Origin of the sequence: Halarcobacter sp. (assembly GCF_963676935.1) — a bacterium.
Lineage (GTDB): Bacteria > Campylobacterota > Campylobacteria > Campylobacterales > Arcobacteraceae > Halarcobacter.
In genome coordinates, this window is record NZ_OY781470.1 from 1788030 (window position 1) to 1811830 (window position 23801).

The 23801-nt window shown below is 28.7% G+C and carries 26 protein-coding genes and 1 pseudogene; 8 read left to right on the top strand and 19 right to left on the bottom strand.

All coding sequences use genetic code 11. The annotated features are described in order from the left end of the window. Positions 1 to 16 precede the first annotated feature (16 nt). The 11 genes from ACKU4C_RS08765 to ACKU4C_RS08815 form a co-directional block, all read right to left on the bottom strand. Positions 17 to 1030, bottom strand: coding sequence for a virulence RhuM family protein (locus ACKU4C_RS08765; RefSeq protein ID WP_321311493.1), 1014 nt, complete (start codon positions 1028 to 1030; stop codon positions 17 to 19). A 37-nt stretch (positions 1031 to 1067) separates the two neighbouring features. Beyond that, positions 1068 to 1592, bottom strand: a complete 525-nt coding sequence (locus tag ACKU4C_RS08770; protein WP_321311494.1) for a hypothetical protein — start codon at positions 1590 to 1592, stop codon at positions 1068 to 1070. A gap of 189 nt (positions 1593 to 1781) precedes the next feature. Then, positions 1782 to 2600, bottom strand: coding sequence for an alpha/beta hydrolase (locus ACKU4C_RS08775; RefSeq protein WP_321311495.1), 819 nt, complete (start codon positions 2598 to 2600; stop codon positions 1782 to 1784). 141 nt (positions 2601 to 2741) lie between these two features. Continuing rightward, positions 2742 to 3173, bottom strand: a complete 432-nt coding sequence (locus tag ACKU4C_RS08780; protein WP_321311496.1) for a hypothetical protein — start codon at positions 3171 to 3173, stop codon at positions 2742 to 2744. Positions 3174 to 3228: 55 nt separating this feature from the next. Beyond that, positions 3229 to 3705: a hypothetical protein gene (locus ACKU4C_RS08785; protein ID WP_321311497.1), complete on the bottom strand. Its 477-nt coding sequence runs from the start codon at positions 3703 to 3705 to the stop codon at positions 3229 to 3231. Next, positions 3686 to 4252, bottom strand: a complete 567-nt coding sequence (locus ACKU4C_RS08790) for a GNAT family N-acetyltransferase (protein WP_321311498.1) — start codon at positions 4250 to 4252, stop codon at positions 3686 to 3688. The genes ACKU4C_RS08785 and ACKU4C_RS08790 overlap by 20 nt, the downstream gene beginning before the upstream one ends. Positions 4253 to 4408: 156 nt before the next feature. After that, positions 4409 to 4882, bottom strand: a complete 474-nt coding sequence (locus tag ACKU4C_RS08795) for a hypothetical protein (RefSeq protein WP_321311499.1) — start codon at positions 4880 to 4882, stop codon at positions 4409 to 4411. Positions 4883 to 4963: 81 nt separating this feature from the next. After that, positions 4964 to 5593 carry a PIN domain-containing protein gene (locus ACKU4C_RS08800; RefSeq protein ID WP_321311500.1) on the bottom strand — a complete coding sequence of 210 codons (630 nt, stop codon included), beginning with the start codon at positions 5591 to 5593 and terminating at the stop codon, positions 4964 to 4966. 91 nt (positions 5594 to 5684) lie between these two features. Continuing rightward, positions 5685 to 6155: a hypothetical protein gene (locus tag ACKU4C_RS08805; RefSeq protein WP_321311501.1), complete on the bottom strand. Its 471-nt coding sequence runs from the start codon at positions 6153 to 6155 to the stop codon at positions 5685 to 5687. Positions 6156 to 6237: 82 nt separating this feature from the next. Beyond that, a complete protein-coding gene (locus ACKU4C_RS08810) occupies positions 6238 to 6543 on the bottom strand; it encodes a hypothetical protein (protein WP_321311502.1) in 306 nt (101 codons plus the stop codon). A gap of 74 nt (positions 6544 to 6617) precedes the next feature. Further along, positions 6618 to 7325, bottom strand: a complete 708-nt coding sequence (locus tag ACKU4C_RS08815) for an HNH endonuclease signature motif containing protein (RefSeq protein ID WP_321311503.1) — start codon at positions 7323 to 7325, stop codon at positions 6618 to 6620. A 324-nt stretch (positions 7326 to 7649) separates the two neighbouring features. Between ACKU4C_RS08815 and ACKU4C_RS08820 the strand changes: the two are divergent. Then, positions 7650 to 8416: pseudogene (locus tag ACKU4C_RS08820) on the top strand (tyrosine-type recombinase/integrase). Between the two features lie 166 nt (positions 8417 to 8582). On the opposite strand, the gene guaA reads toward ACKU4C_RS08820, so the two are convergent. From guaA to ACKU4C_RS08840, 4 genes are all read right to left on the bottom strand, one after another. Next, complete coding sequence (guaA, locus tag ACKU4C_RS08825; protein WP_321311504.1) at positions 8583 to 10118, bottom strand: glutamine-hydrolyzing GMP synthase; 1536 nt, start codon at positions 10116 to 10118, stop codon at positions 8583 to 8585. A gap of 157 nt (positions 10119 to 10275) precedes the next feature. Beyond that, positions 10276 to 11664 carry a sodium:proton antiporter NhaD gene (gene nhaD, locus ACKU4C_RS08830; protein ID WP_321311505.1) on the bottom strand — a complete coding sequence of 463 codons (1389 nt, stop codon included), beginning with the start codon at positions 11662 to 11664 and terminating at the stop codon, positions 10276 to 10278. Positions 11665 to 11666: 2 nt separating this feature from the next. Then, positions 11667 to 13118 (bottom strand): FAD-binding protein, encoded by a 1452-nt coding sequence (locus tag ACKU4C_RS08835; RefSeq protein ID WP_321311506.1) that lies wholly within the window; start codon positions 13116 to 13118, stop codon positions 11667 to 11669. After that, the gene (locus ACKU4C_RS08840; RefSeq protein WP_320034379.1) at positions 13118 to 13243 is read right to left on the bottom strand and encodes a lipoprotein; all 126 of its coding nucleotides are present in this window, start codon (positions 13241 to 13243) and stop codon (positions 13118 to 13120) included. Before ACKU4C_RS08840 ends, ACKU4C_RS08835 begins: the two co-directional genes overlap by 1 nt. Before the next feature lie 153 nt (positions 13244 to 13396). Between ACKU4C_RS08840 and ACKU4C_RS08845 the strand changes: the two genes are divergently transcribed. Further along, a complete protein-coding gene (locus ACKU4C_RS08845; protein ID WP_321311507.1) occupies positions 13397 to 13630 on the top strand; it encodes a hypothetical protein in 234 nt (77 codons plus the stop codon). Here the strand turns inward: ACKU4C_RS08845 and ACKU4C_RS08850 are convergent. Beyond that, on the bottom strand, positions 13614 to 14201 hold the full coding sequence (locus ACKU4C_RS08850) for a M48 family metallopeptidase (protein ID WP_321311508.1): 588 nt from the start codon (positions 14199 to 14201) through the stop codon (positions 13614 to 13616). The genes ACKU4C_RS08845 and ACKU4C_RS08850 overlap by 17 nt on opposite strands. A gap of 89 nt (positions 14202 to 14290) precedes the next feature. Between ACKU4C_RS08850 and ACKU4C_RS08855 the strand changes: the two genes are divergently transcribed. The 6 genes from ACKU4C_RS08855 (at position 14291) to ACKU4C_RS08880 (ending at position 21251) form a co-directional block, all read left to right on the top strand. Beyond that, positions 14291 to 15457: a pyridoxal phosphate-dependent aminotransferase gene (locus tag ACKU4C_RS08855; protein ID WP_321311509.1), complete on the top strand. Its 1167-nt coding sequence runs from the start codon at positions 14291 to 14293 to the stop codon at positions 15455 to 15457. Positions 15458 to 15462: 5 nt separating this feature from the next. Then, positions 15463 to 16365, top strand: a complete 903-nt coding sequence (locus tag ACKU4C_RS08860; RefSeq protein WP_321311510.1) for a cation diffusion facilitator family transporter — start codon at positions 15463 to 15465, stop codon at positions 16363 to 16365. Between the two features lie 108 nt (positions 16366 to 16473). Then, positions 16474 to 18420 carry a ribosomal protection-like ABC-F family protein gene (abc-f, locus tag ACKU4C_RS08865; protein ID WP_321311511.1) on the top strand — a complete coding sequence of 649 codons (1947 nt, stop codon included), beginning with the start codon at positions 16474 to 16476 and terminating at the stop codon, positions 18418 to 18420. A gap of 41 nt (positions 18421 to 18461) precedes the next feature. After that, positions 18462 to 18905, top strand: coding sequence for a GatB/YqeY domain-containing protein (locus ACKU4C_RS08870; RefSeq protein ID WP_321311512.1), 444 nt, complete (start codon positions 18462 to 18464; stop codon positions 18903 to 18905). Between the two features lie 14 nt (positions 18906 to 18919). Further along, complete coding sequence (locus ACKU4C_RS08875; RefSeq protein WP_321311513.1) at positions 18920 to 20179, top strand: GGDEF domain-containing protein; 1260 nt, start codon at positions 18920 to 18922, stop codon at positions 20177 to 20179. Beyond that, entirely contained in the window at positions 20163 to 21251 is a 1089-nt protein-coding gene (locus ACKU4C_RS08880) for a glycoside hydrolase family 3 N-terminal domain-containing protein (protein ID WP_321311514.1), read from the top strand. The genes ACKU4C_RS08875 and ACKU4C_RS08880 overlap by 17 nt, the downstream gene beginning before the upstream one ends. Here the strand turns inward: ACKU4C_RS08880 and ACKU4C_RS08885 are convergent. From ACKU4C_RS08885 to ACKU4C_RS08895, 3 genes are read right to left on the bottom strand one after another with little or no spacing between them, the layout of a single operon-like run. Continuing rightward, positions 21232 to 21390, bottom strand: a complete 159-nt coding sequence (locus ACKU4C_RS08885) for a hypothetical protein (protein ID WP_321311515.1) — start codon at positions 21388 to 21390, stop codon at positions 21232 to 21234. The genes ACKU4C_RS08880 and ACKU4C_RS08885 overlap by 20 nt on opposite strands. A 9-nt stretch (positions 21391 to 21399) precedes the next feature. Beyond that, positions 21400 to 22836, bottom strand: a complete 1437-nt coding sequence (locus ACKU4C_RS08890) for a HAMP domain-containing sensor histidine kinase (protein ID WP_321311516.1) — start codon at positions 22834 to 22836, stop codon at positions 21400 to 21402. Positions 22837 to 22893: 57 nt separating this feature from the next. Continuing rightward, positions 22894 to 23715, bottom strand: a complete 822-nt coding sequence (locus ACKU4C_RS08895; RefSeq protein ID WP_321311517.1) for a PhnD/SsuA/transferrin family substrate-binding protein — start codon at positions 23713 to 23715, stop codon at positions 22894 to 22896. Between the last annotated feature and the right edge of the window lie 86 nt (positions 23716 to 23801).

Genomic DNA, 23801 nt, shown 5'->3' on the forward strand with positions numbered 1-23801 from the left:
AAATATCTATCCATGACTACTTATTTTCCTTTAAAACTTTTTTCATCTCTTTATCAAAATCAGATTCTATTTTTTGTATTTTATTAAACTCTTCATATTCACTAAATGCTTTTTGTTCTGCTTGACTTCTTGAGATACTTCCTTTATCTTCAAGTATTTTGTATTCGTTAAATTCAAGAAATTTATTAACTGAATTTGCTAGACTCTGCATAGTAAAAGTTGTATGATTTTTTATGATTCTTTCAATATAATCAAAGTAGCCACTTATGGCACTTTCTAAATCTTTTATCTCTTCTTCTGTCAAATAATTCTTTGCAATAACTGAATCAGATTTTAACACTCTTCCATCGGGTGAATTTTTCCAAGTTTGGAGTCCCATAAATGGTTTTGTTTTATCAACTTTTTTATAAATTATTTCTGCGGAAGTTTGCCCTGTAATTGCAAAATGAAATTTATTTTGAACTGTTGCGTAAAAATCTTTTGTAATTTGAGAATTTTTATCGTAATCTATACTACACTCTGCAAATATATCTGTTATTTGTTGATATATTCTTCTCTCACTTGTTCGTATTGAACGAACTCTCTCAAGTAGTTCTCTAAAATAGTCTTTACCAAAATAACGACCGTTTTTCATTCTGTCGTCATCCATAGCAAAGCCTTTAATGATAAACTCTTTTAGTATTTTAGTAGCCCATATTCTAAACTGTGTAGCTTGTAAAGAGTTTACACGGTAACCAACTGATAAAATAGCATCAAGGTTATAAAACTTTGTATTGTACTTTTTCCCATCTTCGGCAGTATGTGCAATTTTTGCACTAACTGAATTTTCTTCTAATTCTCCACTCTCAAATATATTTTTTAAATGTTTTGTTATTACTGTTCTATCTACTCCAAAAAGTTCAGCTATTCTTTTTTGCGGTAGCCATAGAGTTTCATTGTGTAGATATGTTTCTACTTTTATATCACTGTTTGGTGTTGTATATAGTAGGAAGTCGGTTAGTTCATCTTTTATTGTTAGGTTGTTATTCATTTTATTCCCATTTTTTGAAAATATTATTTCTAGTTATCTATGAAAAATCTTCAAATGTAGATTTATTTATAGTTAATTCATTTTCCATTATGTTAAGTGCTTGACCTCTAAATAATGCAGATAATTTTTCATTAATAATTTCTATTAGTTTATATTCAAAATCAAATATTTCTAGTTTATTTGGAATTACAAAATTAACTGAGCTTAGAGATATAATATTAAGAAGCTCCATCCTATATATAGGATTTGTATCGTATGATATAGCCCACTCTTGTTTCTCTATACAATCACAACAAGAATAAGAAGAATCCAGTGCACAAACTTTAGTTATAAATTTTTCATGTGTTGTTAGATTGTCTATAAGTTTTTTATTTTCATCAAAAAAATGCTCGTATGAATATCTAGTATTATAATTATGAAGTATTGATATATTAATATTTTTATTTTCACAATAATTATAAATCTCTCGTCCATTTTTTTCAGATAGTTCAAAATCCGATATGGCACCATGATCTGTTAAAATATCATAGATTTCACTTTTTATATCTTTTATTTCTCTCATTGAGTAACTTTCCTTGAAAACTTAATAATATAATTTTACCTAAAGATTGATTTAGTACTAATTTTATTTATACAACACTCTGCTAATAAGCAAAAACGTACTATTGCACCCAACCGAACCAGCCGGAACCTAAACTAAACCGAAGCAAAAGTAGCGCGCTTTTTTGTCCCATTAAGCAGTTTGTTATATTCAATTCTCAAAGAAATCTCGAATCTCTTTTGCTAGCATCACGGGATTTTCTTCAATAACCAAATGACCTGTACTAGGCACTGTAACTAGCTTAGAACCTTCAATTTTACTTTGAAGTAAATAAGCTTGCTCACAAGGTATCCACTGATCCTCCTCTCCCCACAAGATGAGAACTGGCGCGTTTACATCAGCAAACTTGTCTTGAAATTCATCAGTGAATTTTGAGTCTGCTTGCGCAATTTGTCTGTAAAACGCTGACTTTCCCTGATCACCAATCCATGGCGCTAATATCCCATCAATTGTTTCCTGCTCCAACTTTTGATAAGCAGCGGTTTTTATATACGCTTCGACAATTGCGGCATGAATATAGTCTGGCACTCCTGAAAAAGCGCTTTCGTATTTTTCAATATGCTTGAAAAAAGGCGACCCCCAAGGCGATAGTGCAACAGGGTCAATCACGACAATTTTTCTATAATCTCGGTTATCTAGGAGATGGTTCCTCAATACCGTAGTGCCACCAAAATCGTGACCAACAATATAAGGCGATTCGAGTTGCCAATATTCAACTAAAGCATCTAATAGCTTATTTTGTATTCCTAAGGAAACGTCCGCGTTGCTCTTGTCAGAGTCACCATATCCAAGCAAATCAAAATAGTAAACTTTATAGTGACAAGATAGTTCTCGAATCAAATGCCTAAGGTTAAATGAAGACCATGGTGTACCATGCACCAGAACCAAGGGTTCTCCTTGGCCTTTAATACTGTATTTTACGTACCGTCCTTCAAACTCAAATGTATGAGGCAGATTCCAATTGCTCAATTTTTACTCCTTGAATATAACGTTTGAGTTCAGAAACAAGGGTACAATACCACTTGATTATTTCAGTTATCATTTTAGCTTTTTTGTTCTAAAAAGTTTGAATTAACTGCAGTATAGCTTTGTTTTTCTTTCAAGGTTTTGTTAAATATCTTGTGAATCAATTAACTTTACATTTGGCATTTCACAAGATAATATACTTAAAATATCATTCATAGATATCAATACAAAATGTTTTAATTGTTGATTATCATGTCTTTCATTAATAGCAAAACTTTTATCATATCTATCTGCCCATTGTGAATTAGGAATAATTAATGTGGGATATGTCCAGTCTTCAAAACCTTTTTTAGTGCACTTTGGTAATTTCTCTGGTAAATCGAATATTGGATAACACTCGTCTTCCCATTGTAAAGCAATTGGATTAAAAAAAATCAATTCTAAATCTTTTTCGAAACCTTCAACAACCCTTGAAAAATGCATTATAATAATTAAACGGCTATTTTCCTCTGAAATCCATTGATAAGATATATCAGCACATGGAACATTTAGCTCTTTAAATATTTTCCACTTCATCATCTTTTCCTTTGTCTAACGTTAATTTGACTCATTCTTTGGTTCCTGCATTTTGTTACTCATTTAGTTGAGTCGCTGATTCTTCTATCGTCTTTATAGGGTCTTCCATAAATTTATAGGCTTTTGAAACTTTTAAATCTTCAATTATCTCAGATAAGTTTGGTTCTAGAACTTTAGTAGACTCTTCAGCATATAACAAACACTTTTCTTCATCTGCTATTCTAATGAAATTTTCCAAAATTTTTATATTGTCTTGTGCAGGAGAAAATTTAAGAACAACAGCTTCAAATTTTCCATCTGTTTTATAAATCTGTATTTGAGAACCCCAGTTATCATCTGATCTAAATTCTTCAACATCACTCCAACTATTATTAATTGGCAATAAAGAACGTATTGAATTTATGAAATTTGTTGATGGGTTTGAAAACTCTTCCCAAGCAAAATAATCATCTATGGCACTTTGAAAATCACTTTTATGCTTTTTTACAAACTCTTTAGGAATGATTTCAATATTATATTGGAAAATTGCCATTATATATCCTATTTTCTTTCTTGATATCTTTTTTCATGATATAATCATTTTGAATCTCATCTCCCATTCTAAAACTATGCATTCCTATTTCATAGAATCCATTTTTATTATAAAATTCTATACCTGCTTTGTTTTTTTCCCAAACACCCACCCATACAAATTCTTTCTCATATTCTTTTGCTTTTTCTATTCCAAAATTTATTAAACGAGATCCTAAACCTTTACCTTTATATCCTTCTTTCACATATATTCTTTCAATTTCCAACCCGTTTTCATCTCTTAAATCACATTGAGCTTCATTAATATTCAATTTCAAATAACCAGAAAGCTCTTCATTTAAATAAATAAAAAAGAAACTACTATCTTTATTCATTATTTCTTCACGTATTTTATCGACATCAAATGCTTTTTCAAGGTAATCTTTCATTACCTCTTCTGAACAATACTTACTAAATGTATCAAAATAAGTGTCTTTTCCAATTTCTATTATATCATCAAGCTTTTCAAGATGACATTTTTCAAATCTTATTTTTTTTTCATTCTCCACTAACTTACATCTCCTGAAACTATATTCTGTGCATATAACGTTTGATTTAAGTGGACAAGTATTTGAACACTTGATTATTTGAACTTTTATGTTAACTAATTTAGGCTTTAAAGCTTAAGTTATCGCAAGTATACCCTTGTTCACTTCTATATCTTTTTAAATATCACTTCTAAATTTATTTAATTGATGTAAAATATCTTTTGACTCTGATTCATTAATTCCATAGAAAAGTTGTATGTCCTTATCATCTGATTTTTTTATTGTTAAAATATACTTACCTTTATAATTTGTATTCGTGAATTTTTTAATCTCAAACCATTTGTATGTGTAGCTTTTTATTTTTCCAAAAAGTGTTTTTGAATATATGACACCATTCTTATCTAATTCAAGTTTTTTTCTTGAAAGTATTTCCCAAGTAAAGTATAATATTGCAAATATATTTATAATGGTAGCGATACATATAATAATAATTGTAGTATTAATGGGAATATTATCTAAATAAGAGAATACTAAGACTATAGTTATATATTGTATAAGAATCCAAGAAACAATTGCAATATAAGATGTTTTCTGAATTTCAAAAATAAGAGATAATTTTTGGTGATCCATATCAAGTTTAAATTTTTTCATTGTTCCCTTTTGTTTACAAAAATATTAAGATAACGGTTATCTTGAGAAATTAGTTTGCCCACAGGGTAACTTATTTCTCTCCTAGTACTTGTTATCTTTTAGTGTATATGTTATCTTAGCACCATCAATGACAATAAGCTTTTCTTTAACCATCGCCTTAATGATAGCATCAAGTTGATTACTATTTAAACTTCTTGCACATATTGAATTTATTGTGTTTGAGAGAGTTTCAACTTTTCTAGGTTTTGCATTCCCTCTTTTAATCAAGTAGTTAACAATTAATTTTATTTTTTCATCAATAGATAATGTTTCACAGTTTGATTGTTTCAAAGCTGGAATTTCACTAATATCATCATAGCGATTTATTAAAGTCTTTTTTTCTCTAAGATGTTTAATTAGTACATCAAAACCAGTATCTTTAGTGATTATATGAAAATATCCTTTAGGGTCTTTTTCATATAGTTTACCAAGGTAAAACGTAATGTGAAAGTCTAAAGCATTTTTGCCATTACCACTTATTACTACATATTCAGCTTTATCTCCTAAACCTTGCATTGATGTAGCAAGTTCAATAGGTATCTTTGTTTGATTTGCTCCAACAAAGACAATGACTTTAAAAGGATAATCTTCTGGAAACTCAAAAGATGTAGGTTGAACATTTTCAAAATCTATAAAAATATAATTATTTCTCATTTTTTTTGTATTACTCAATTCTTTTCCTTCTAAATATTTTTATGTAAGATAACGTTTAAAATGAGCCAATAAATTGCCCGCAGGGTAATTTATTGGCTCCTCTGATTTGCTATATACTTTCTATAAAGTTTTTTAAATTATTTGAATTATCTGCACTTGTATTGTCAATAATTTTTATTTTTCCTAAACCATATTGTTGTTTTATAACATTGATATGTTGCTCTTCTAAATGTCGATTTTTACTTCCATTTTTAATTATAAAAAAATACAAATCATGATTTGTATTTAATGAATTTAAAAACTCAATTATTTGATTAAAATCAGCATAATTACTCTCTTTATTATTAATATCTATACACAATGGATAAATTAAATTTTTATCTTTACAATACTTTTTAACTCTAGTCATAAAATTATCCCACCCAACATCACAGTTAGAATAATCTCTTACTTGGTATGATTTATTATTTACTTTTATATTAGAACCTGTTCTATTTTTTCCAAATAATTTTAAAAAAGCTTTAATTGTTGTAGTTTTACCACCACTAGCTAATCCTGTAATAAAAATCAACTTATTCATAATATTTTCCTTTCTTGTATATAACGTTTGAGTTGAGAAATATTTGAGCCGCTAGGATCAAATATTTCTCTCCAAGGTTTTGTTAGATGTTGCTAATATCTGACCATCTATTTTTTAGATAAATTCCGTTTATTATCCATATAATTGGATTGAAACTTAATATTGTTATTGTAAGAAAAGATTTTTTCCCTAATGATAGTGAATTAACTAATAATGTTAGTAAAATTCCTATTGTTAATCCAACAGCAATAAAAAACCCCAACGAATATCCATATTCTTTTGTTGCAAAGAATCCCATCCAAAAAAATGGATACCAAATTATATTTAAAACTGTAAATATATAACTATATATTTTCCACCATCTATAACTTAATTTTTTTTCATTCATTTTATTCTTCCATCTAACGTTTAAAATGAGCCAGTAATTTGCCCGCAGGGTAATTTATTGGCTCCACTGATTTGTTATGAGTTTTCTTGTCTTGAAACAAAAAAATACCTGCCTATGACCATTACAAACGAAGCAATTATAGAAGCTAGTATTCCAAGACCAAATCCAATCCATCTTTCTTTGTTGGCGTTTTCTTTTGCTCGTTCCTCTTGCACTTTAAAGAGAGCTTCAACGGTTGCTTTATCAGCATTTACCAATGGTTCTAATTTTTGTTTTTCATTTTCTAGCTGTTGTATATTCTGTTCATATATAATGACTTTTTGTTTTTGAGAGCTAACAAATGTAAGGAGTGTTTTTAAGCTTTTCTCGGTTTCACTTAGTTCTTTAATTTGAGATTTAAAATCTAAGTTTTCTGATAATTTAGCTTCTAATTTTTCTTTTCTGATAATTTCAGTTTGGTAAATTGTAAGCACAACTGCAATAACACTGACTATAGAACTTATGGAAGTGATTTTTGGTGATTTTAAAAATGCATGAATCCATAGTTTAGCTGCTGACTCTACTACAGGATTAGATATGCTTCCAAGTATTTTGTCTGCCTTCAAAATATTACATTTCGGACAAGAAATGGCTAAATTTTCTATATCAGAGCTTCCACCTTGACTCAAAGGAATTTTGTGATCAACCATCGCTGTACGCTCATCTAGTTCAATACCGCAGTACTCACATTTTCCCTCCGCTTGTTTTAAAAGTTGTTCTTTAATTTTTTTAGTTACTCTCATTTATCTCCACTTATCTCATAACTATTTAATAACAATACATTATATATATTTATTACTTAATTATCTAAATAACTAGACATTCACATAGAATATCCTTAAAATAGGTATTCAATGAAAAATTATTACAAAATGTAATATTTTTGAATTGATTTTTTATTTTTAATTATAATTTAAATATATATTTTTTGTCTAGATAACGGTAATAACAATACATTATGTATGTTAATTAGAAAAAAACATAATAATACTACATTTTAGGAGACATATATGGCTAAAAAATTACTTGATATAATGAGGGATAAGATAAGGTTTAAACATTATAGTATGAGCACAGAAAGAGTCTATATCTATTGGGCTAAAAAATATATACTATACCATAACAAAAAACATCCTAAAGATATGGGTAAAGTTGAAATTGAACAATTCCTAACCCATCTTGCCACTGAGTTTAATGTCTCTCCTACAACTCAGAATCAAGCCTTTAATGCACTATTATTTTTATATGAACAAATTCTAAATATATCATTAAAAGATGAAAATATTGAAGCGTTAAGAGCTAAAGAGAGAAAGCATATTCCTGTAGTTTTAACTATAGATGAAGTCAAAAGTATTATATTAAATATGAGTGGTATTTATCAACTTACAGTTAAACTTATGTATGGTTGTGGATTAAGAATGAAAGAAGCACAAAATATATGTATAAAAGATATTGACTTTGGATTCAATAAAATTTATATTTGGGATAGTAAATCCTTAAAAGATAGAACCTTGCCACTTCCATTAAAAATAAAGGATGAACTTAAAATTCAAGTAGAAAAAGTAAAAGAAGTGGTGAACAAAGACGACATCATATTTTAGATGTAACTTTAAGTAGAAATATAAAAAATGCAGTTGAAAAATCCAATATAGATAAAAGAGTAACATCTCATATTTTTAGACACTCTTATGCCACTCATCTTTTGCAAAGTGGCACAGATATACGAAGTATTCAAGAACTTTTAGGACATAAATCAATAGAAACAACAATGATATATACACATGTGGTAAAAGAGTTAAATAAAAATGAAATAAAAAGTCCATTGGATTTTTAAAATAAAATTGGGAAAAGTTTTCGTTAGAAAATTGTTCTAACCTCGAATAAAGCAGTAAAATTTTAAAAGTGATAGATTTTGTTTAGATTGTGCTAGATTTAGGTGAAGATGTACTAAAAGTACTTCGAACCTAAATCTAGTGCAAGATGAATAAAAGCTATCGCTTTTATTCCCATTCTATTGTTGCTGGTGGCTTAGATGAGATATCATACACAACTCTATTGATCCCATCAACTTCGTTGATAATTCTTCTAGAGATAGTTTCTAAGATATCATGTGGGATATGTGCAAATGTTGCTGTCATACCATCTGTTGCTTCAACTATTCTAACACAAACTGTGTTATCATAAGTTCTGTTATCACCCATTACACCTACTGATTTTACATTTAATAATACTGTAAATGCTTGCCATGTTTTATCATAGTATCCAGTTGATCTAAGAACATCTAGCATAATAACATCTGCTTTTCGTAAAAGTTCTAAATCAGGCTTATTAACATCTCCCATAACTCTAATAGCAAGTCCTGGTCCAGGGAAAGGATGTCTTCCAATCATATCTTTTGGAAGTCCTAATTCTAGTCCTAAAAGTCTAACTTCATCTTTAAAGATTTCTCTTAAAGGCTCGATTAATTCAAATGTCATCCAATCAGGTAGTCCACCAACGTTATGGTGTGATTTAATTGTTTTTGACGGTCCTTTTACAGATACAGATTCAATAACATCTGTATAAAGTGTACCTTGAGCTAAGAACTCTATCCCATCATGTTTTTTTGCTTCTTCATCAAATACTTCGATAAATGTTTCACCGATGATTTTTCTTTTCTTTTCTGGATCGGTTACACCTGCAAGTCTTTCTAAGAAAGTTTCACTCGCATTACAAGTGATAAGCTTAACACCTCTTGAAGCGAACATAGCTTCTACTTGTTCTCTTTCATTTGCTCTAAGTAATCCATTGTCAACAAATACTGGAATTAGTTGGTCACCAATAGCTTCTGCTAAAAGTGTAGCAACTACAGAAGAATCAACTCCTCCTGATACACCACAAAGAACTTTTTTATCTCCAACTTGATCTTGGATTTTTTTGATTTGTTCTTTTGCAAAAGAACCCATATTCCAAGTTGATTCACAACCACAAATATATTTTGCAAAGTTTTTAAGGATTTTGCTCCCTTGCTCAGAATGGTAAACTTCTGGGTGAAATTGGAAAGCATAAATTCTTTTATCCATATTTGCAATTGCTGCAAAAGGAGAGTTTTCACTTGTTCCAATAACTTCAAAACCATCAGCTAATTTATCAACTTTATCTCCATGTGACATCCAAACAGTTTGACCATCTGTAGTGTCTTTGAAAATATCGCTTGTCTTTTCAAATGTAAGTTTTGCTTTTCCATATTCGTGATGATCAGCAGGAATAACTGACCCACCAAAATATTGAGAAATAAGTTGCATACCATAACAAATACCTAAAACAGGAAGTCCTAAATTAAATACTTCTTTATCAGGATGATAAGCATCTTTTGCATATACTGATGCTGGTCCACCAGAAAGAATAATACCTTTTGGAGTTCTAGCTTTAATATCTTCTATGCTCTCACTAAACGGTACAATCTCAGAATAAACACCAGCTTCTCTAAGTTTTCTTGCAATGATTTGTGTATATTGACTACCAAAATCTAATACAACTATTGGTACATGTTTCATTAAAATGATTCCTTTGATTTTTTAAAAGTATCGCGATTATAACGAAAAAGGAATTTGAAGATGATTAATTAGGCTTATTCTTTTAAAAAGAAAATGGGGCAAAAAAAAAGCCATTCAGCCTTAAGACTGAATGGCTTTTAATATTGTAAAAATAAGGTTATGCACCAATACCAAATACTTCAAATTGAACATACCAAATCGCACAAGAAACAATATATCCAATTAAAATAGTCCAAGCATATTTCATATGTGAACCAAAAGTATAAATACCATGAAGTTTACCCATAACTCCAACACCGGCAGCAGAACCAAATGAGATTAGTGAACCACCAACCCCTGCTGTAAGTGTTACAAGCATCCATTGAGCATGCTCCATAGATGGATTTGCTTTAAGCACCGCTGACATAACAGGAACATTATCAACGATTGCAGATAAGAAACCAACTCCAATATTTGACCAAGTTGGACCTAATACTGATGGTTCATAAACAATTGCTGCTAATGCTAACCATCCAATAAAGTACAATGCACCAACTGCTGCTAAAATACCAAAGAAGAACATTAAGGTATTATTTTCAATTTTTGCCATTGAATGGAAAATATTAAAGTGATCTTTTCCATGTCTTCTTTTAAGCCCATAAGAATAAACCTTTAATAAAGAAAGACCAAACATCATACCCCACATTGCAGGTAAATGCAATACTTGATGAGACATAACTGCACAGAAGATTGTAAATACACCAAGTCCCATTACAACTTTTGAACCTTCAGCCATTACTGGTATTTCTTCTTTTGAAGCATCAAAAGCAGGTTTTTCATTTGGAACAACTTTAGATAATAATAGTGCTGTTATAAGATACCCTAAAATAGATGAAGGGAATAAAAATAAGAAATCTCCAAATGCACCTTTACCAGCTGTCCATGCCATAAGTGTAGTAATATCTCCAAATGGTGACCAAGCACCACCAGCATTTGCTGCAACAACGATATTAATTGCACCAGGAACCAAGAAGTCTCTTCTTTCTTTTTCAATTGTAATTAATACAGTAGAAAGAATCAATGCTGTAGTTAAGTTATCTGCAATTGGAGATATAAAGAATGCTAAAATACCAGTTACCCAGAAAAGTTTTCTATAAGTAAACCCTTTTGAGATTAGATTATACTTAAGCTTGTCAAATACATTCATATGAATTAATGATTCTATATACGTCATAGCAACAAATAAGAAGAAGAAAATCTCAGCAATTTCCAAAATCAAATGTTGGGCTTGAGTATGAACTAATCCCATATTTAAATTATTTAACGAATAGTATAGTGCAACCAAGATAAACATAAATGTACCAATAAATAAAGCTGGCTTAGCCTTATCTATCTCATATTTCTCTTCTGCAGCCACAAAGTAGTAACCTACTACAAATATAAATAAACACGCAAATCCAACCCAAGTCATAGTTAAATCTGGTGCAACCTCCCCAGAAGTAGCGCCACCGCCACTTGCAAATAAAGCTAGAGATGATAATGATAATATCATCAGAATCTTTAACATTCTTACTCCTTAATAAAGTGTGCTCCAAGAGACTTTTTTCTGTCAATTGCAGCTTTTAAAATAGATTTTGCCGTAAGCAACCTTAAATATAGTAGTCTTCCCACATCTTCTTTTAAAAACTCATCAATCTCAGATAAAGCCTCTTTTAAAGAATCAAAATCTCGTACAATTGCTGCATTTTCCCACATTAGTTTTCTTACTCTATCTTTTATTGGTTTATCAATACTCTTATTTCTAATGCACTTTTTTATCTCTTTTATATATTTGTTTTTATCAATTTTAAATTCTTCTTTTAAAGAGTTTTCTACTGCAAGTTTAGAAAAAACCAATCCTTCAAGTAAAGAGTTTGAAGCTAATCTATTTGCACCATGTACTCCTGTACAAGCTGCTTCACCTACAGCATATAGATTTTTAGTATTTAATACTTTTGCATTAATATCGGTTGCAATACCACCCATAGCATAGTGAAATGCTGGTGAGATTGGAACTTTTTCAAAAGGTAAATCATAACCTAAGTCTTCAAAGTTTGCATAGATATTTGGGAATCTTTTTCTAAACCATTTTTTTTCAAATTTATCAAAAGATAAATAGATGTTTGAACCTGTTTTTTTATGATAATCAAAAATTGACCTACTTACTACATCTCTAGGTGCTAACTCTCCATCTTTGTGATAATCAAATAAAAATCTGCGGTCATTGTCATCTACAATATAAGCACCCTCACCTCTTAAAGCTTCACTAAGTAAAGTTTTTCTAGCAAAAGAGGTTCCTTTAAATACTGTAGGATGAAACTGCATCATCTCCATATCTTTTAAAACTAAACCTTTTTCAACACATATACCTTGAACTTCTCCCGCAACAGCAGTTGAATTAGTATGATATTTGTATATTGAGCCAACTCCACCACTAGCAATAATAGTATTATGTGCAAAAGCTACTTTCTCTTCTGTTTCATTTATGAAATATTTAACTCCATAACAAATATCGTCTTGAATAAGAAGGTCATTTACTACACAGTTAGTTTCTAATTTATGGGGAAATTTTCCCATTAAAAATAGATGAATCATTCTACCAGTTGCATCTCCATCAGCATGAAGAATTCTACTTCTGCTATGGGCTGCTTCTTTTGTAAAGGCTAATTCACCTTTATCATTTAGGTCAAAATTCATTCCATCTTCTATTAGATTATCAATTGCTTTTCTAGAGTTTTCACTTAATACTGAAACAGCATTTTTATTATTATGATAAACTCCTGCAACTAAGGTATCTTTGATATGGTCTGGTATATCTTTCTTATCAACAGCTGTTGCAATACCACCTTGTGCCCAAAAGGTATTGCATTCCCATGGTTCTTTTTTACATAAAATTAATACATTTTTTGTATCGGGTATCAACCTTGCAGCATTTAATCCTGCAACCCCTGAACCTATAATTATATAATCATAAACAACCATTATTTTGATACTTCTTGCGTATCTGGCACATATGTTGGAGGGGCTTTATAGCCACATCCACTTAAAGATAATAAAATTCCTGCTATAATAACAACATGAAAAAATTGAGTGAAATACTTTGTCATCTTAAAAATAATCCTGAATTCAGAAGAATTAATACACAAGAAACGATTCAAAAGATAATTGAAATATTACCGCCTAAATTGAAAAAAGGCGTTAAATTCGCCTATATTAGGAAACAAATCTTCTTTTTTGTGTTAACTCATCCTGTTTATAAAATGGAATTTGAGTATAACAAGAGTTTAATAAATGACTTATTAAAAAAGTCAAACATTGCAAATATCGATGATGTAAGGTTTTTTGTAACAAATAAAATAGAAAAAAAACAAAAACCTTATATAAAAAAGGATAATTATACCGAACGTTCATATGGTATTTTTGCAAATAATATAAAAGATGAAAATCTACATAAAAAATTTGAAGAGATTAGAGATATTATAAAAAACTCTTAAACTCTTTAATTTTTTCTTTATAATTAGGACAATACTGTTCTACACAAGCCCAAAATCTTTTTGAATGATTTTTATGTTTTATATGTGCCAATTCATGTATAACAACATATTCTATTAAAGGTATAGGAAACTTCATAAGAAGAGTGTTAAAATTTAATTCATTTCTATAATTACAACTTCCCCATGTTCTTTTGTTTTTTCTAAACTTTATAGCTGTTGGAAAAAGTTGCATAAGTTCAGAATATTCAGTCACAATTTTTGGAATTAATTTTTGCGCTTCTAATTTATAAAACTTATCCAAATCTCTATTATCAAAATTTTTATGCTTAATTCCTAAAAAAAGAAATTCATTATTCTCTAAAGTGTTTTTTTCTAACTGAAGTAAATTTTTTTCTAACCATTTTCTCTTTTTTTCAATTAGAATTTTTGCATCTGTTTCTGTAAAATAAATATTTGAGTTAATTCGTATCAAATTACTAGATAGAAGTCTCATATAGGTGTGTTTCATACCTCTTTTTTTATTTAATTCTACGGTAACCTCTTTATTATTAATTTTTGTTAAAAAATTCAAACTAATCCTTAAGTATATTTTAGATAAAATCCTAAAAATATTATGTCTCATAATATTAACATATTGAAAATTATTAGAGGAAAAAACTAATGAAAATTGCGCAAAGAATGGAGAATTTATCTCCGTCGGTAACAATGGCTATTACTGCTTTAGGTAGAGAACTTAAAGCTCAAGGTAAAGACATTTTAAGTTTTAGTGCTGGTGAGCCAGATTTTGATACTCCTGAAATCGTTAAAAATGCTGCGATTAAAGCTATTAAAGATGGTTTTACAAAATATACCGCTGTAGAGGGTATCACTGAAACAAAACAAGCAATTATTAATAAATTAAAAAAAGACCATGGATTAACTTATGAATTAAACCAAATAGTGATTAGCAATGGAGCTAAACACTCTTTATTTAACTTATGTCAATTATTAATTGAAAAAGGTGATGAAGTTATAATTCCTGCTCCATACTGGGTTACATATCCAGAGCAAGTAAAATTTTCTGATGGTGTTCCAGTATTTATTGATACAGATGAATCAACAGAATTTAAAATGACTGCAAAACAATTAAAAGCAGCTATCACACCTAAAACAAAAGCTATTATGCTAAATACTCCTTCTAACCCAACAGGAGCAGTATATTCAAAAGAAGAATTAATTGCTATTGGGAAAGTATTAGAGGGAACTGACATCCTTGTTTGGTCAGATGAAATGTACGAAAAAATCATGTATGATGGTAAAGAGTTCACAGCAGCTGCTAGTGTAAGTGAAGATATGTACCAAAGAACTATTACAATAAACGGTTTAAGTAAAGCTGTAGCAATGACTGGTTGGAGATTTGGTTATATTGCAACTCCAAAAGTTGAGATTGTAAAAGCAATGACTAAATTACAAGGTCAAGTAACATCAAATGTAAACTCTATCACTCAACATGCAGCAATACCAGCTTTAGAAGGTGATGCTGATGCAGATATTGAGATGATGAGAAAAGCATTTGAAGAGAGAAGAAATATTGCAGTTGAATCATTCAATGCAATAAAAGGGGTAAGTTGTTTTAAACCACAAGGTGCATTTTATCTTTTTGTAAATATAAAAGAGATAACTCCTGACTCAATGAAATTTGCAGCTGACCTTTTAGAAGACAAAGGTGTAGCAGTCGTTCCAGGACTTGCATTTGGTATGGAAGGTTATTTCAGATTCTCTTTTGCTACAGACTTAGCAAGTATCCAAGAGGGAATTAGAAGAATTAAAGACTTTATAGAAAAATAACTAATATGACAGCACAAAAAAAAGCCACAATAGTCTCAAGTAGTGTTGCAGCATTATTAACTCTAATTAAATTAGTAGTTGGTATTGCTAGTGGATCAGTTGCAGTTTTGGCTTCTGCAATTGATTCAGTACTAGATATGTTTGTCTCAGTGTTTAATTATTTTGCAATTAATAATTCTGAAAAACCAGCAGACGAAACATTTAATTATGGTAGAGGGAAAATTGAAGCACTTGCTTCAGTTATAGAAGGTACTATAATTACACTGTCTGGATTATTTTTACTCTATCAAGCTATTGAAAAAGCTATTAAAGGTGAAGTATCACAATACTTAGGTATATCCCTTACAGTTATGATTATTTCACTAGTTATTACTATTGCTTTAGTTTTATATTTAAACAAAATTGCTAAACAAACAGAGAGTATGGTGATAAAAGCGGACGCATTACACTACAAAACTGATGTATATACAAATCTTGCTGTTTTAGTATCTTTAGTATTAGTTAATTTCACTGGTATTGAACTTATTGATGTAGTTGTTGGTGGTGGAATTTCAATATTTATTATCTACTCAGCCTATGAACTAATTCAAGAAGGTATTTTAGTTTTACTAGATAGAGCTGTAGATGAAGAGATTGTTGAAAATATAGTTAAAATAATAGAAAATGAAGAGAGAGTAAACACTCATCACTTACTAAAGACAAGAGAAGCTGGAAACCAAACATTTGTAGATGTTCATTTAGTATTTGATTGTTTAATAACTTTAATGGAAGCTCATCGAATTACTGATAGAATAGAAGAAAAAATTAAAATGCTTAACTCAAATAAAGATTGGGTTATAAATATTCATATGGATCCATATGATGATTTTGAAATAAACGAAAGCACTAAAACCTGTTCAATTGTATAATTTATTATTTAGACTTATTATGGATGATATTAAAAATAGAATATCTCAAATAGATAAGTCTAAACAAAATACTTATAAAATATTACGTTAAGGGACTTACTAAAATAAATGGCACTAATAGACTTACAAAACATAAGCAAACAATACGATATAAAAGTTATTTTAAAAGATGTTAATTTTACTTTAACTGAAGGTCAAAGAATAGCTGTAATTGGTCAAAATGGTCAAGGAAAATCAACTTTATTTAAAATTATTATGAATCAAGTTGAACCTGACTATGGAGAGATTTCTATTGATAAATCTGTAAAAATAGAGATGTTAGACCAACAACCAAAATTTAAGTCAGGTATAAATGTAAGAGAAGCGATAGAGGCTCAACTTATAGAATTAAAATCTGCAAAAACTGAATATGAAAATATCACAAATCAAATCATTACAGACTATGAAAACCAAGAGCTTTTAAAAAGACAAAGTGAACTTGCAACTTTTATTGAGTTTCACAATGCTTGGGATTTGGATAATATGATTGAAAGAGTTTTAGAAGAGTTTCAATTAAAGCAATATGAGCATAAAGATGTAAATCTTCTAAGTGGTGGTGAGCAAAGAAGAGTTAGCCTTGCAGGATTACTTCTTAAAAAACCTGATATATTACTTCTTGATGAGCCTACAAACCACCTTGATGTATATATGGTTGAGTTTTTAGAATCACTACTTTTAAAAAACAATTTTACCCTACTTTTTATCTCTCATGATAGATATTTTATAGATAATATAGCAACATCAGTTGTAGAGGTAGAAGGTGGAACCTTAAGAAAATTTAATGGTGGGTACTCTTCATATTTAGAACAAAAAGAGCAAATGCTTGAAAATATGCAAAAAGAGCATGAGAACCTGTTAAGACTTGTAAAAAGAGAAGCTCATTGGATGCAAAGAGGTGTAACAGCTAGAAGAAAAAGAAATGAAAGAAGAAAAGCTGAATACTTTGATTTAAAAAAGAAAGCAAAATCAAACCCTGCTCTAATCAAAAAAATGTCTGTTGAACTTCAAAGGGAACAAAAATCTTTTAATAGTGAAGAGAAACAACAAAACAAAAAAAAGATGCTTTATGAATTAGATAAAATATCTAAATCTCTAGGTGATAAACTTCTTATTAAAGACTTTACTTCAAGAATTTTACAAAAAGATACTATAGCAATTGTTGGACCAAATGGAAGTGGAAAATCTACTCTTTTAAAAATCTTTATGGAAAAGATGAAAGTTGATAGTGGTGAGTTTAAAAAAGGTGATTTCAATATTGGTTATTTTGACCAACAAAGAGATATGCTAGATGATAATAAAAATATTATGGAAACATTCTGTCCAAATGGTGGAGATAGAGTAATATTAGATGATGGAAGAAATATGCATGTATTTGGATATTTGAAAAACTTCCTTTTCCCTAGAGAATATTTAGAGAAAAAAATTGGTGTTTTAAGTGGTGGAGAAAAAAATAGAGTTGCCTTAGCACTACTTTTTACTAAAAAAGTTGATTGTTTAATTCTTGATGAACCTACAAATGACCTAGATATTCCTACAATCAATATTTTAGAAGAGTATTTACAAAATTTTCAAGGTGCATTGATTTTTGTATCTCACGATAGATATTTTGTAGATAAAATTGCTAAAAAACTTTTTATATTTAAAGGTGAAGGAACAGTTGAAGAGAGTTTTCAGCCTTATACTGAATACTTAGAAATAGAAAAAGAGATAAAAGAGTTAAGCTCTTTTGAACTTGAAGTTCAAAAAGAAAAAACTCAAACAAAAGAAGAAAATAAACCTAAAAAACAAAATAAATTATCATATAAAGACCAAAGAGAATATGATTCTTTACCAAAAGAGATTGAAGAATTAGAAGAGAAAATTGAGCAAATAAATATCTGCTTATCTACTCCATCTTGTTATGAAGAAAAAGGAATAGTTGCTGTTTCAAAAGAGTTAGAAGAGACAGAAAAAGTCTATGAAGAAAAAGTAGAAAGATTTTTAGAACTAGAAGAGATGGTTGAAAGCTTTAACTAGTAATAAGATATAATATTAATAAATTACAAGAAGGATATAGAATGAGTTTAAAACAACGACTAAAAGATGATTTAAAACTTGCAATGAGAGAAAAAAATATTGTAAAAAGAGACTCAATTAGAGCAATAAATACTTTGATTAAACAAATCGAAGTTGATGAGAGAAAAGAATTATCAGATGAAGATGTAGTAAAACTTATTCAAAAGGGTATCAAGCAAAGAGAGGAAGCTGTAATCCAATATAAAGATGCAGGAAGAGATGACCTAGTTCAAAAAGAACAAGAACAAATTGATGTATTTAAAGTATACTTACCAGCACAAGTTAGTGATGAAGAACTTGAAGCAGGATTAAAAGAGATTATAGCAGCTGTAGATGCACAGACTATGAAAGATATTGGTAAAGTTATGGGACAAGCAACTAAAAAATTTGCTGGTGTTGCTGATGGAAAAAGAATCAATGAAATGACAAAAAAATTATTAGGATAACATAGGCTTAGAAAATGGAATCTAAAGTTCAAAAAGTAGTTAAAGAAACAATATTAAGTCTTCATGAAAAAGGTATCCCTGCAACTCCAAATGAGTACCATAAAGAGTTTTGTAAGTTTTCAAAAATTCACAATTTGACAGTTCAAGAATGTGAGCTTTTTAAAAAATTAGTTAGCAAATTGAGTAAAAATGAACAAATAGAGATAGAAAAGAAATCTATAACTACCTTTGAAGATTTGATACCAATCTTACTTAATAGAGTTTCAAAAGACAATTTAAACTCTTTAGCTAAAATATTTCAGCAATCAATCATACCTTCAATCAGTATTGATATAAATGAAGAAAGAAATAAATTCTCAATAAAAATTGGTGATTCTCCAGCATTAATGTTTGAAGAAGACATCCAAAAAGAGATGCAAAATTATATAACAAAAAGATTTGAAGCAGATAAAAAAGTTGTTAAACAAAAAACTGCTGAAATAGCTAAAATGTTAACTCTTATGGGACAATATTTTAATGATGCAATTCAAAGTAGTGGAAGCGGTTCTGAAAATGTATCAAATATAAAATCAGAGATTCAATCAATTGATATGCAAACTCCTAATATAGAAACATTGACATCACTTCAAACAAAACTTATTGATGCTGCAAAATCAATTGAAGATGAGATGAATCACGTAGGTGAAAAGTTAACATCGGGAAAATCTGAAGTTGAAACCTTAGAACATCAAGTAAAAAGATTACAAGAAGAATTAGAAAAAACAAAAGAAGAGAGTATAAAAGATCATTTAACAGGACTTCTTACTAGAAGGGCTTATGAGGAAGCAATTAAAAAGATTGAAAATACTTTTATACGCAACAATACTCAATATGCAATTGTATTTTTTGATATTGACCACTTCAAGAAAATAAACGATAACTATGGGCATGAAGCAGGAGATGTAATACTTTCTACATTTGCAAAAATTCTAGGTAAAAATACAAGAGACCTAGATGTAGTTTCAAGATATGGTGGAGAAGAGTTTGTTGCAGTTGTTCACTTTAATTTAAAAAGAGAATTACTAAAATATTTAAAAAGAATTAAATCAATAATACAAGAAAATAACTTTGTATATAAAAATCAAAAAATACATTTAACCTTTTCAGCTGGTGTATCTATTAGAAATAATCACAGTAGCTATGATAGTACTATACAAAAAGCAGATATGTTATTGTATGAAGCAAAAGAAGCTGGAAGAGATAGAATCATTTTAGAAGATGGTACAGTTATTTAAAACTATCACTTTAATACTACTTTTAATCTCTTGTTTAAATGCAAATGAATTAAAGGAACAAGAGATTAAAAAACTCATTGGTAGAAGTATAATTATAGGTTTTGATGGTCTAACTTTAACTTCAAACTTAAAAAAGAATATAGATAAATATAATTTAGGTGGTGTAATCTTATTTAATAAAGATTATAAAACAAAAAATATAAAAAATATAAAAAATCCCCAACAACTAAAAAAGCTAACATTTGATATTCAAAGCTACTCAAAATACAAAATGCTTATTTCTATCGACCAAGAGGGCGGAAAAGTTAGTAGATTGAACCCTAAAAATGGTTTTTCTCGAATTCCTAGTGCTAAAGATATATCTACAAAAAATATACATGAGGCAAAAAAAGAATACAAAAAACTTGCAAGAAATCTAAAACAAGAGGGTATAAATTTAAACTTTGCTCCAGTTGTAGATTTAGCTATTAATCCTAATAATAGAGTTATAGTGCAGCTTGAACGTTCATATTCTAAAAACCCTACTGAAGTAGTAAAATATGCTTCAGTATTTATTGAAGAACAAAATAGATATGGCATAAAATCTGTAATTAAACATTTTCCAGGACATGGTTCATCAAATACAGATTCTCATAAGGGTTTTGTAGACATAACTAATACTTGGGATGAAAAAGAATTGATTCCATACAAACAATTAATAAAAGATAATAAAGTAGATTTTATTATGACTGCACATGTATTTAATAAAAAACTTGATAATAAATATCCAGCAACTCTTTCTTCTAAGATAAATACAAATCTTTTAAGAAAGAAATTAAAGTTTAAAGGCATAATCATAAGTGATGATTTACAAATGAAAGCTATAACAAAGCATTATTCATTAAGGGAAAGATTAAAGTTAGCAATTAATTCAGGAGTTAATATATTGCTTTTTGGAAATCAATTAGAAAAAAATGATTTAAAAACAATTATTGATACAATTTATGATTTAATAGAAAAAAAAGAGATAAATTTATCTAAAATTATAGAATCTAATAAACTAATAAAAAATATCATTGATAAGAAACAATAGCCACAATTAAAGTTTGTAAACCTAAAAGAATCCAAATTATTTTACTTGTATTTTCATCAAAATATCTATTAAATTTTTGCCAGAAATTCATAACAATACCTCTAGCAATAATTTTACAATCTTTTTTTGATAAAATCAAATAAAAATATTAACTAGGTAAAACTATATAAAATTTAGCACCTTTATAGCTATTGCCTTCAAACTCAATATCTTCATTTTTTACAATAATCTCACCATTGAAATGTTCATTTATAATTTTTGAGCTCATATATAAGCCTATTCCTGTACCTTGACTCTTATGCTTTGTTGTAAAATACGGATCAAATATTTTATCTATAATTGATTCATCAACACCCCCAGCATTATCTTGGATTGTAATTATAATATCTTCGTTGTCTTCATAAAACTTTACTTCAATAACTCTTTGTTTAACTTTATTTTCCAATAAAACATCTTTTGAATTATTAAGTATATTAATAAACACTTGTGTTAATTCATTTTTTATTCCATCTATAAAAAAATCTTTCTTGTCATCTTCTATACTTAAATTTATATAATTATTTTTTAAAGAAGCATTTACAATATCAACTGCTTTTTGAAAAGTTTCTCTTACACTAAAATTTTCTTTCCCAGGATTACTTTTCATAAAATTTCTAAAATCATCAATAGTATTACTTAAATATTTTGCATATTTCATAACACTATCAGCCGTATCACTTATATCATTCTCTTCCATAATATTTAGTTCATTTTTTAATTTTAAACTACTTAATTGAACTGTAATTGCATTTAGAGGTTGTCTCCATTGATGTGCTATATTATTTAACATCTCTCCAATAACGGCCATCCTTGTTTGATGTTTTATTAATTGGGCTTGTTCATTATTTTTTTCAAGTTGAGATTTTAATTTTTCAAAAAGTTTTTTCTCCTTTTTATTTGAAAGCTTTAAATTATCAATATTTTTTTCAATATTTTTTGCCATAAGATTAAATGAATTTTGTAAATCGAAAGTCTCTTTACTATCTCCTAAATCTATCCTTTGAGTATAGTCACCATGAGCTATAGCATCTGCAGTATGTGTTAATTTTACTAAATTTTTAATTATCCATTTACTAACAGTTATAAGAAGAAAAGCAGAAAGTATTAATTCAATCATGGCTATTATTATACTTCTTGTAATCATCTCTTCTTTTGCTTGAACATAAAATTTTGTAGATAATCCTAAATATGCTTTTCCAAGATTTTGAGAAGACAATGTAATAGGTATATTTGTATCAAACCTTTCATCTTCTAAAGATTCATCAGAAAAAGGTTCTTTTTCAGGGATTGGCAAATTTTTACAATCTTTCCATCCAATAGATGCTATACAATTATTTCTACTATCAACAACTGCAAGATAATTAATAGTGGAAATCTTCTTTGTTTCTTTGAGTATTGCATCTATTGTTGCATAATCCATTTGAACAATAGGAGCAACCAATGCACTTTTTAAAAGAATCTTTTGCTCATCAAGTCGAATATGAGTTTGTACTGATAGATTGTCTTTAAGTTGGTCAACATTCTTTATTACCATTAAAGTGAGCATTAAACTTTCTATTAATAAACTAGCTATTACCCACTTGTAGGATAATGAAACTCTCATTTACTTGTATAACCGTTTCATAGTTTTTTTAACAATTGGTTCAAGACTATTTAAATCCTTTGATTCTATTTTTTTAAAACCTTCCAGTTTTGTTTTTTTTAGATGATTTTGTCCATCTTTTGACTTAGTAAAGGCTTCTAATGCCTTTTTCCATTCATCTAGAGTTATGCCATCTTTATCTTTTGCCAAATATACTCTACTTGGTTTAGGTTCACTTTGGTAAATTACATGAACTTTGTCTTTCATTTTATTATCTAAAAGTTTTAAATAATTTGGTAAAGACATAATAATCATATCTGCGTGATTATTTAAAAGAATAGCTATTGAACTATCTGTAGCACTAGTATATGTATATCTTATCTTTTCATCTTCATTAAATCCTTGTTTATCTAACCACTCTTGTGCATCAAGTGTAGGAAAAGACACAGGATCTAAACCAATAACATCTAAAGGATATTTTCCTTTTTTTAATATATTTTTATCTTTTGATAATATTATCGTTGATAAGCCTTTTTTATAAGTCATAATTGGAGTATATGAACCCATTCTTTGAGCAAGCACTGCAAGATTTGGAGAAGTTAAAACCAAATCATAAAAAGTACCCTCATTTGAACGTTTAGAAAACTCACTAAAGTTTTTTGCAGTTACAATTCTAACTGGCCTATCAAAATATTTTTCAATAAATAATCTCAAATCTTGGTGTGATTCTAAAATAACTCTAGTAGAAGAATGGGGAGCAATCCCTATAGTTATATCATTTTTTTGAGCATATATAAATGTAAATAAAGTAAAAAATGATAGTAAAATTACTTTTAAATTCATAATATTAAATCCTTCTTATAAATTCTAATTAATTATATCGATAATAAGGTTATTTTAAATTAAAATTAAATGATTTTATATTAAGA

What these genes read in the sequence shown, in the direction of transcription:
- ACKU4C_RS08765 (WP_321311493.1), bottom strand. Translation starts at nt 1,030, where the DNA reads ATGAATAACAACCTAACAATAAAAGATGAACTAACCGACTTCCTACTA.
- ACKU4C_RS08770 (WP_321311494.1), bottom strand. Translation starts at nt 1,592, where the DNA reads ATGAGAGAAATAAAAGATATAAAAAGTGAAATCTATGATATTTTAACA.
- ACKU4C_RS08780 (WP_321311496.1), bottom strand. Translation starts at nt 3,173, where the DNA reads ATGAAGTGGAAAATATTTAAAGAGCTAAATGTTCCATGTGCTGATATA.
- ACKU4C_RS08785 (WP_321311497.1), bottom strand. Translation starts at nt 3,705, where the DNA reads ATGGCAATTTTCCAATATAATATTGAAATCATTCCTAAAGAGTTTGTA.
- ACKU4C_RS08795 (WP_321311499.1), bottom strand. Translation starts at nt 4,882, where the DNA reads ATGAAAAAATTTAAACTTGATATGGATCACCAAAAATTATCTCTTATT.
- ACKU4C_RS08805 (WP_321311501.1), bottom strand. Translation starts at nt 6,155, where the DNA reads ATGAATAAGTTGATTTTTATTACAGGATTAGCTAGTGGTGGTAAAACT.
- ACKU4C_RS08810 (WP_321311502.1), bottom strand. Translation starts at nt 6,543, where the DNA reads ATGAATGAAAAAAAATTAAGTTATAGATGGTGGAAAATATATAGTTAT.
- ACKU4C_RS08815 (WP_321311503.1), bottom strand. Translation starts at nt 7,325, where the DNA reads ATGAGAGTAACTAAAAAAATTAAAGAACAACTTTTAAAACAAGCGGAG.
- guaA (WP_321311504.1), bottom strand. Translation starts at nt 10,118, where the DNA reads ATGAAACATGTACCAATAGTTGTATTAGATTTTGGTAGTCAATATACA.
- nhaD (WP_321311505.1), bottom strand. Translation starts at nt 11,664, where the DNA reads ATGTTAAAGATTCTGATGATATTATCATTATCATCTCTAGCTTTATTT.
- ACKU4C_RS08835 (WP_321311506.1), bottom strand. Translation starts at nt 13,118, where the DNA reads ATGGTTGTTTATGATTATATAATTATAGGTTCAGGGGTTGCAGGATTA.
- ACKU4C_RS08840 (WP_320034379.1), bottom strand. Translation starts at nt 13,243, where the DNA reads ATGACAAAGTATTTCACTCAATTTTTTCATGTTGTTATTATAGCAGGA.
- ACKU4C_RS08845 (WP_321311507.1), top strand. Translation starts at nt 13,397, where the DNA reads ATGGAATTTGAGTATAACAAGAGTTTAATAAATGACTTATTAAAAAAG.
- ACKU4C_RS08855 (WP_321311509.1), top strand. Translation starts at nt 14,291, where the DNA reads ATGAAAATTGCGCAAAGAATGGAGAATTTATCTCCGTCGGTAACAATG.
- ACKU4C_RS08860 (WP_321311510.1), top strand. Translation starts at nt 15,463, where the DNA reads ATGACAGCACAAAAAAAAGCCACAATAGTCTCAAGTAGTGTTGCAGCA.
- abc-f (WP_321311511.1), top strand. Translation starts at nt 16,474, where the DNA reads ATGGCACTAATAGACTTACAAAACATAAGCAAACAATACGATATAAAA.
- ACKU4C_RS08870 (WP_321311512.1), top strand. Translation starts at nt 18,462, where the DNA reads ATGAGTTTAAAACAACGACTAAAAGATGATTTAAAACTTGCAATGAGA.
- ACKU4C_RS08875 (WP_321311513.1), top strand. Translation starts at nt 18,920, where the DNA reads ATGGAATCTAAAGTTCAAAAAGTAGTTAAAGAAACAATATTAAGTCTT.
- ACKU4C_RS08880 (WP_321311514.1), top strand. Translation starts at nt 20,163, where the DNA reads ATGGTACAGTTATTTAAAACTATCACTTTAATACTACTTTTAATCTCT.
- ACKU4C_RS08890 (WP_321311516.1), bottom strand. Translation starts at nt 22,836, where the DNA reads ATGCTCACTTTAATGGTAATAAAGAATGTTGACCAACTTAAAGACAAT.
- ACKU4C_RS08895 (WP_321311517.1), bottom strand. Translation starts at nt 23,715, where the DNA reads ATGAATTTAAAAGTAATTTTACTATCATTTTTTACTTTATTTACATTT.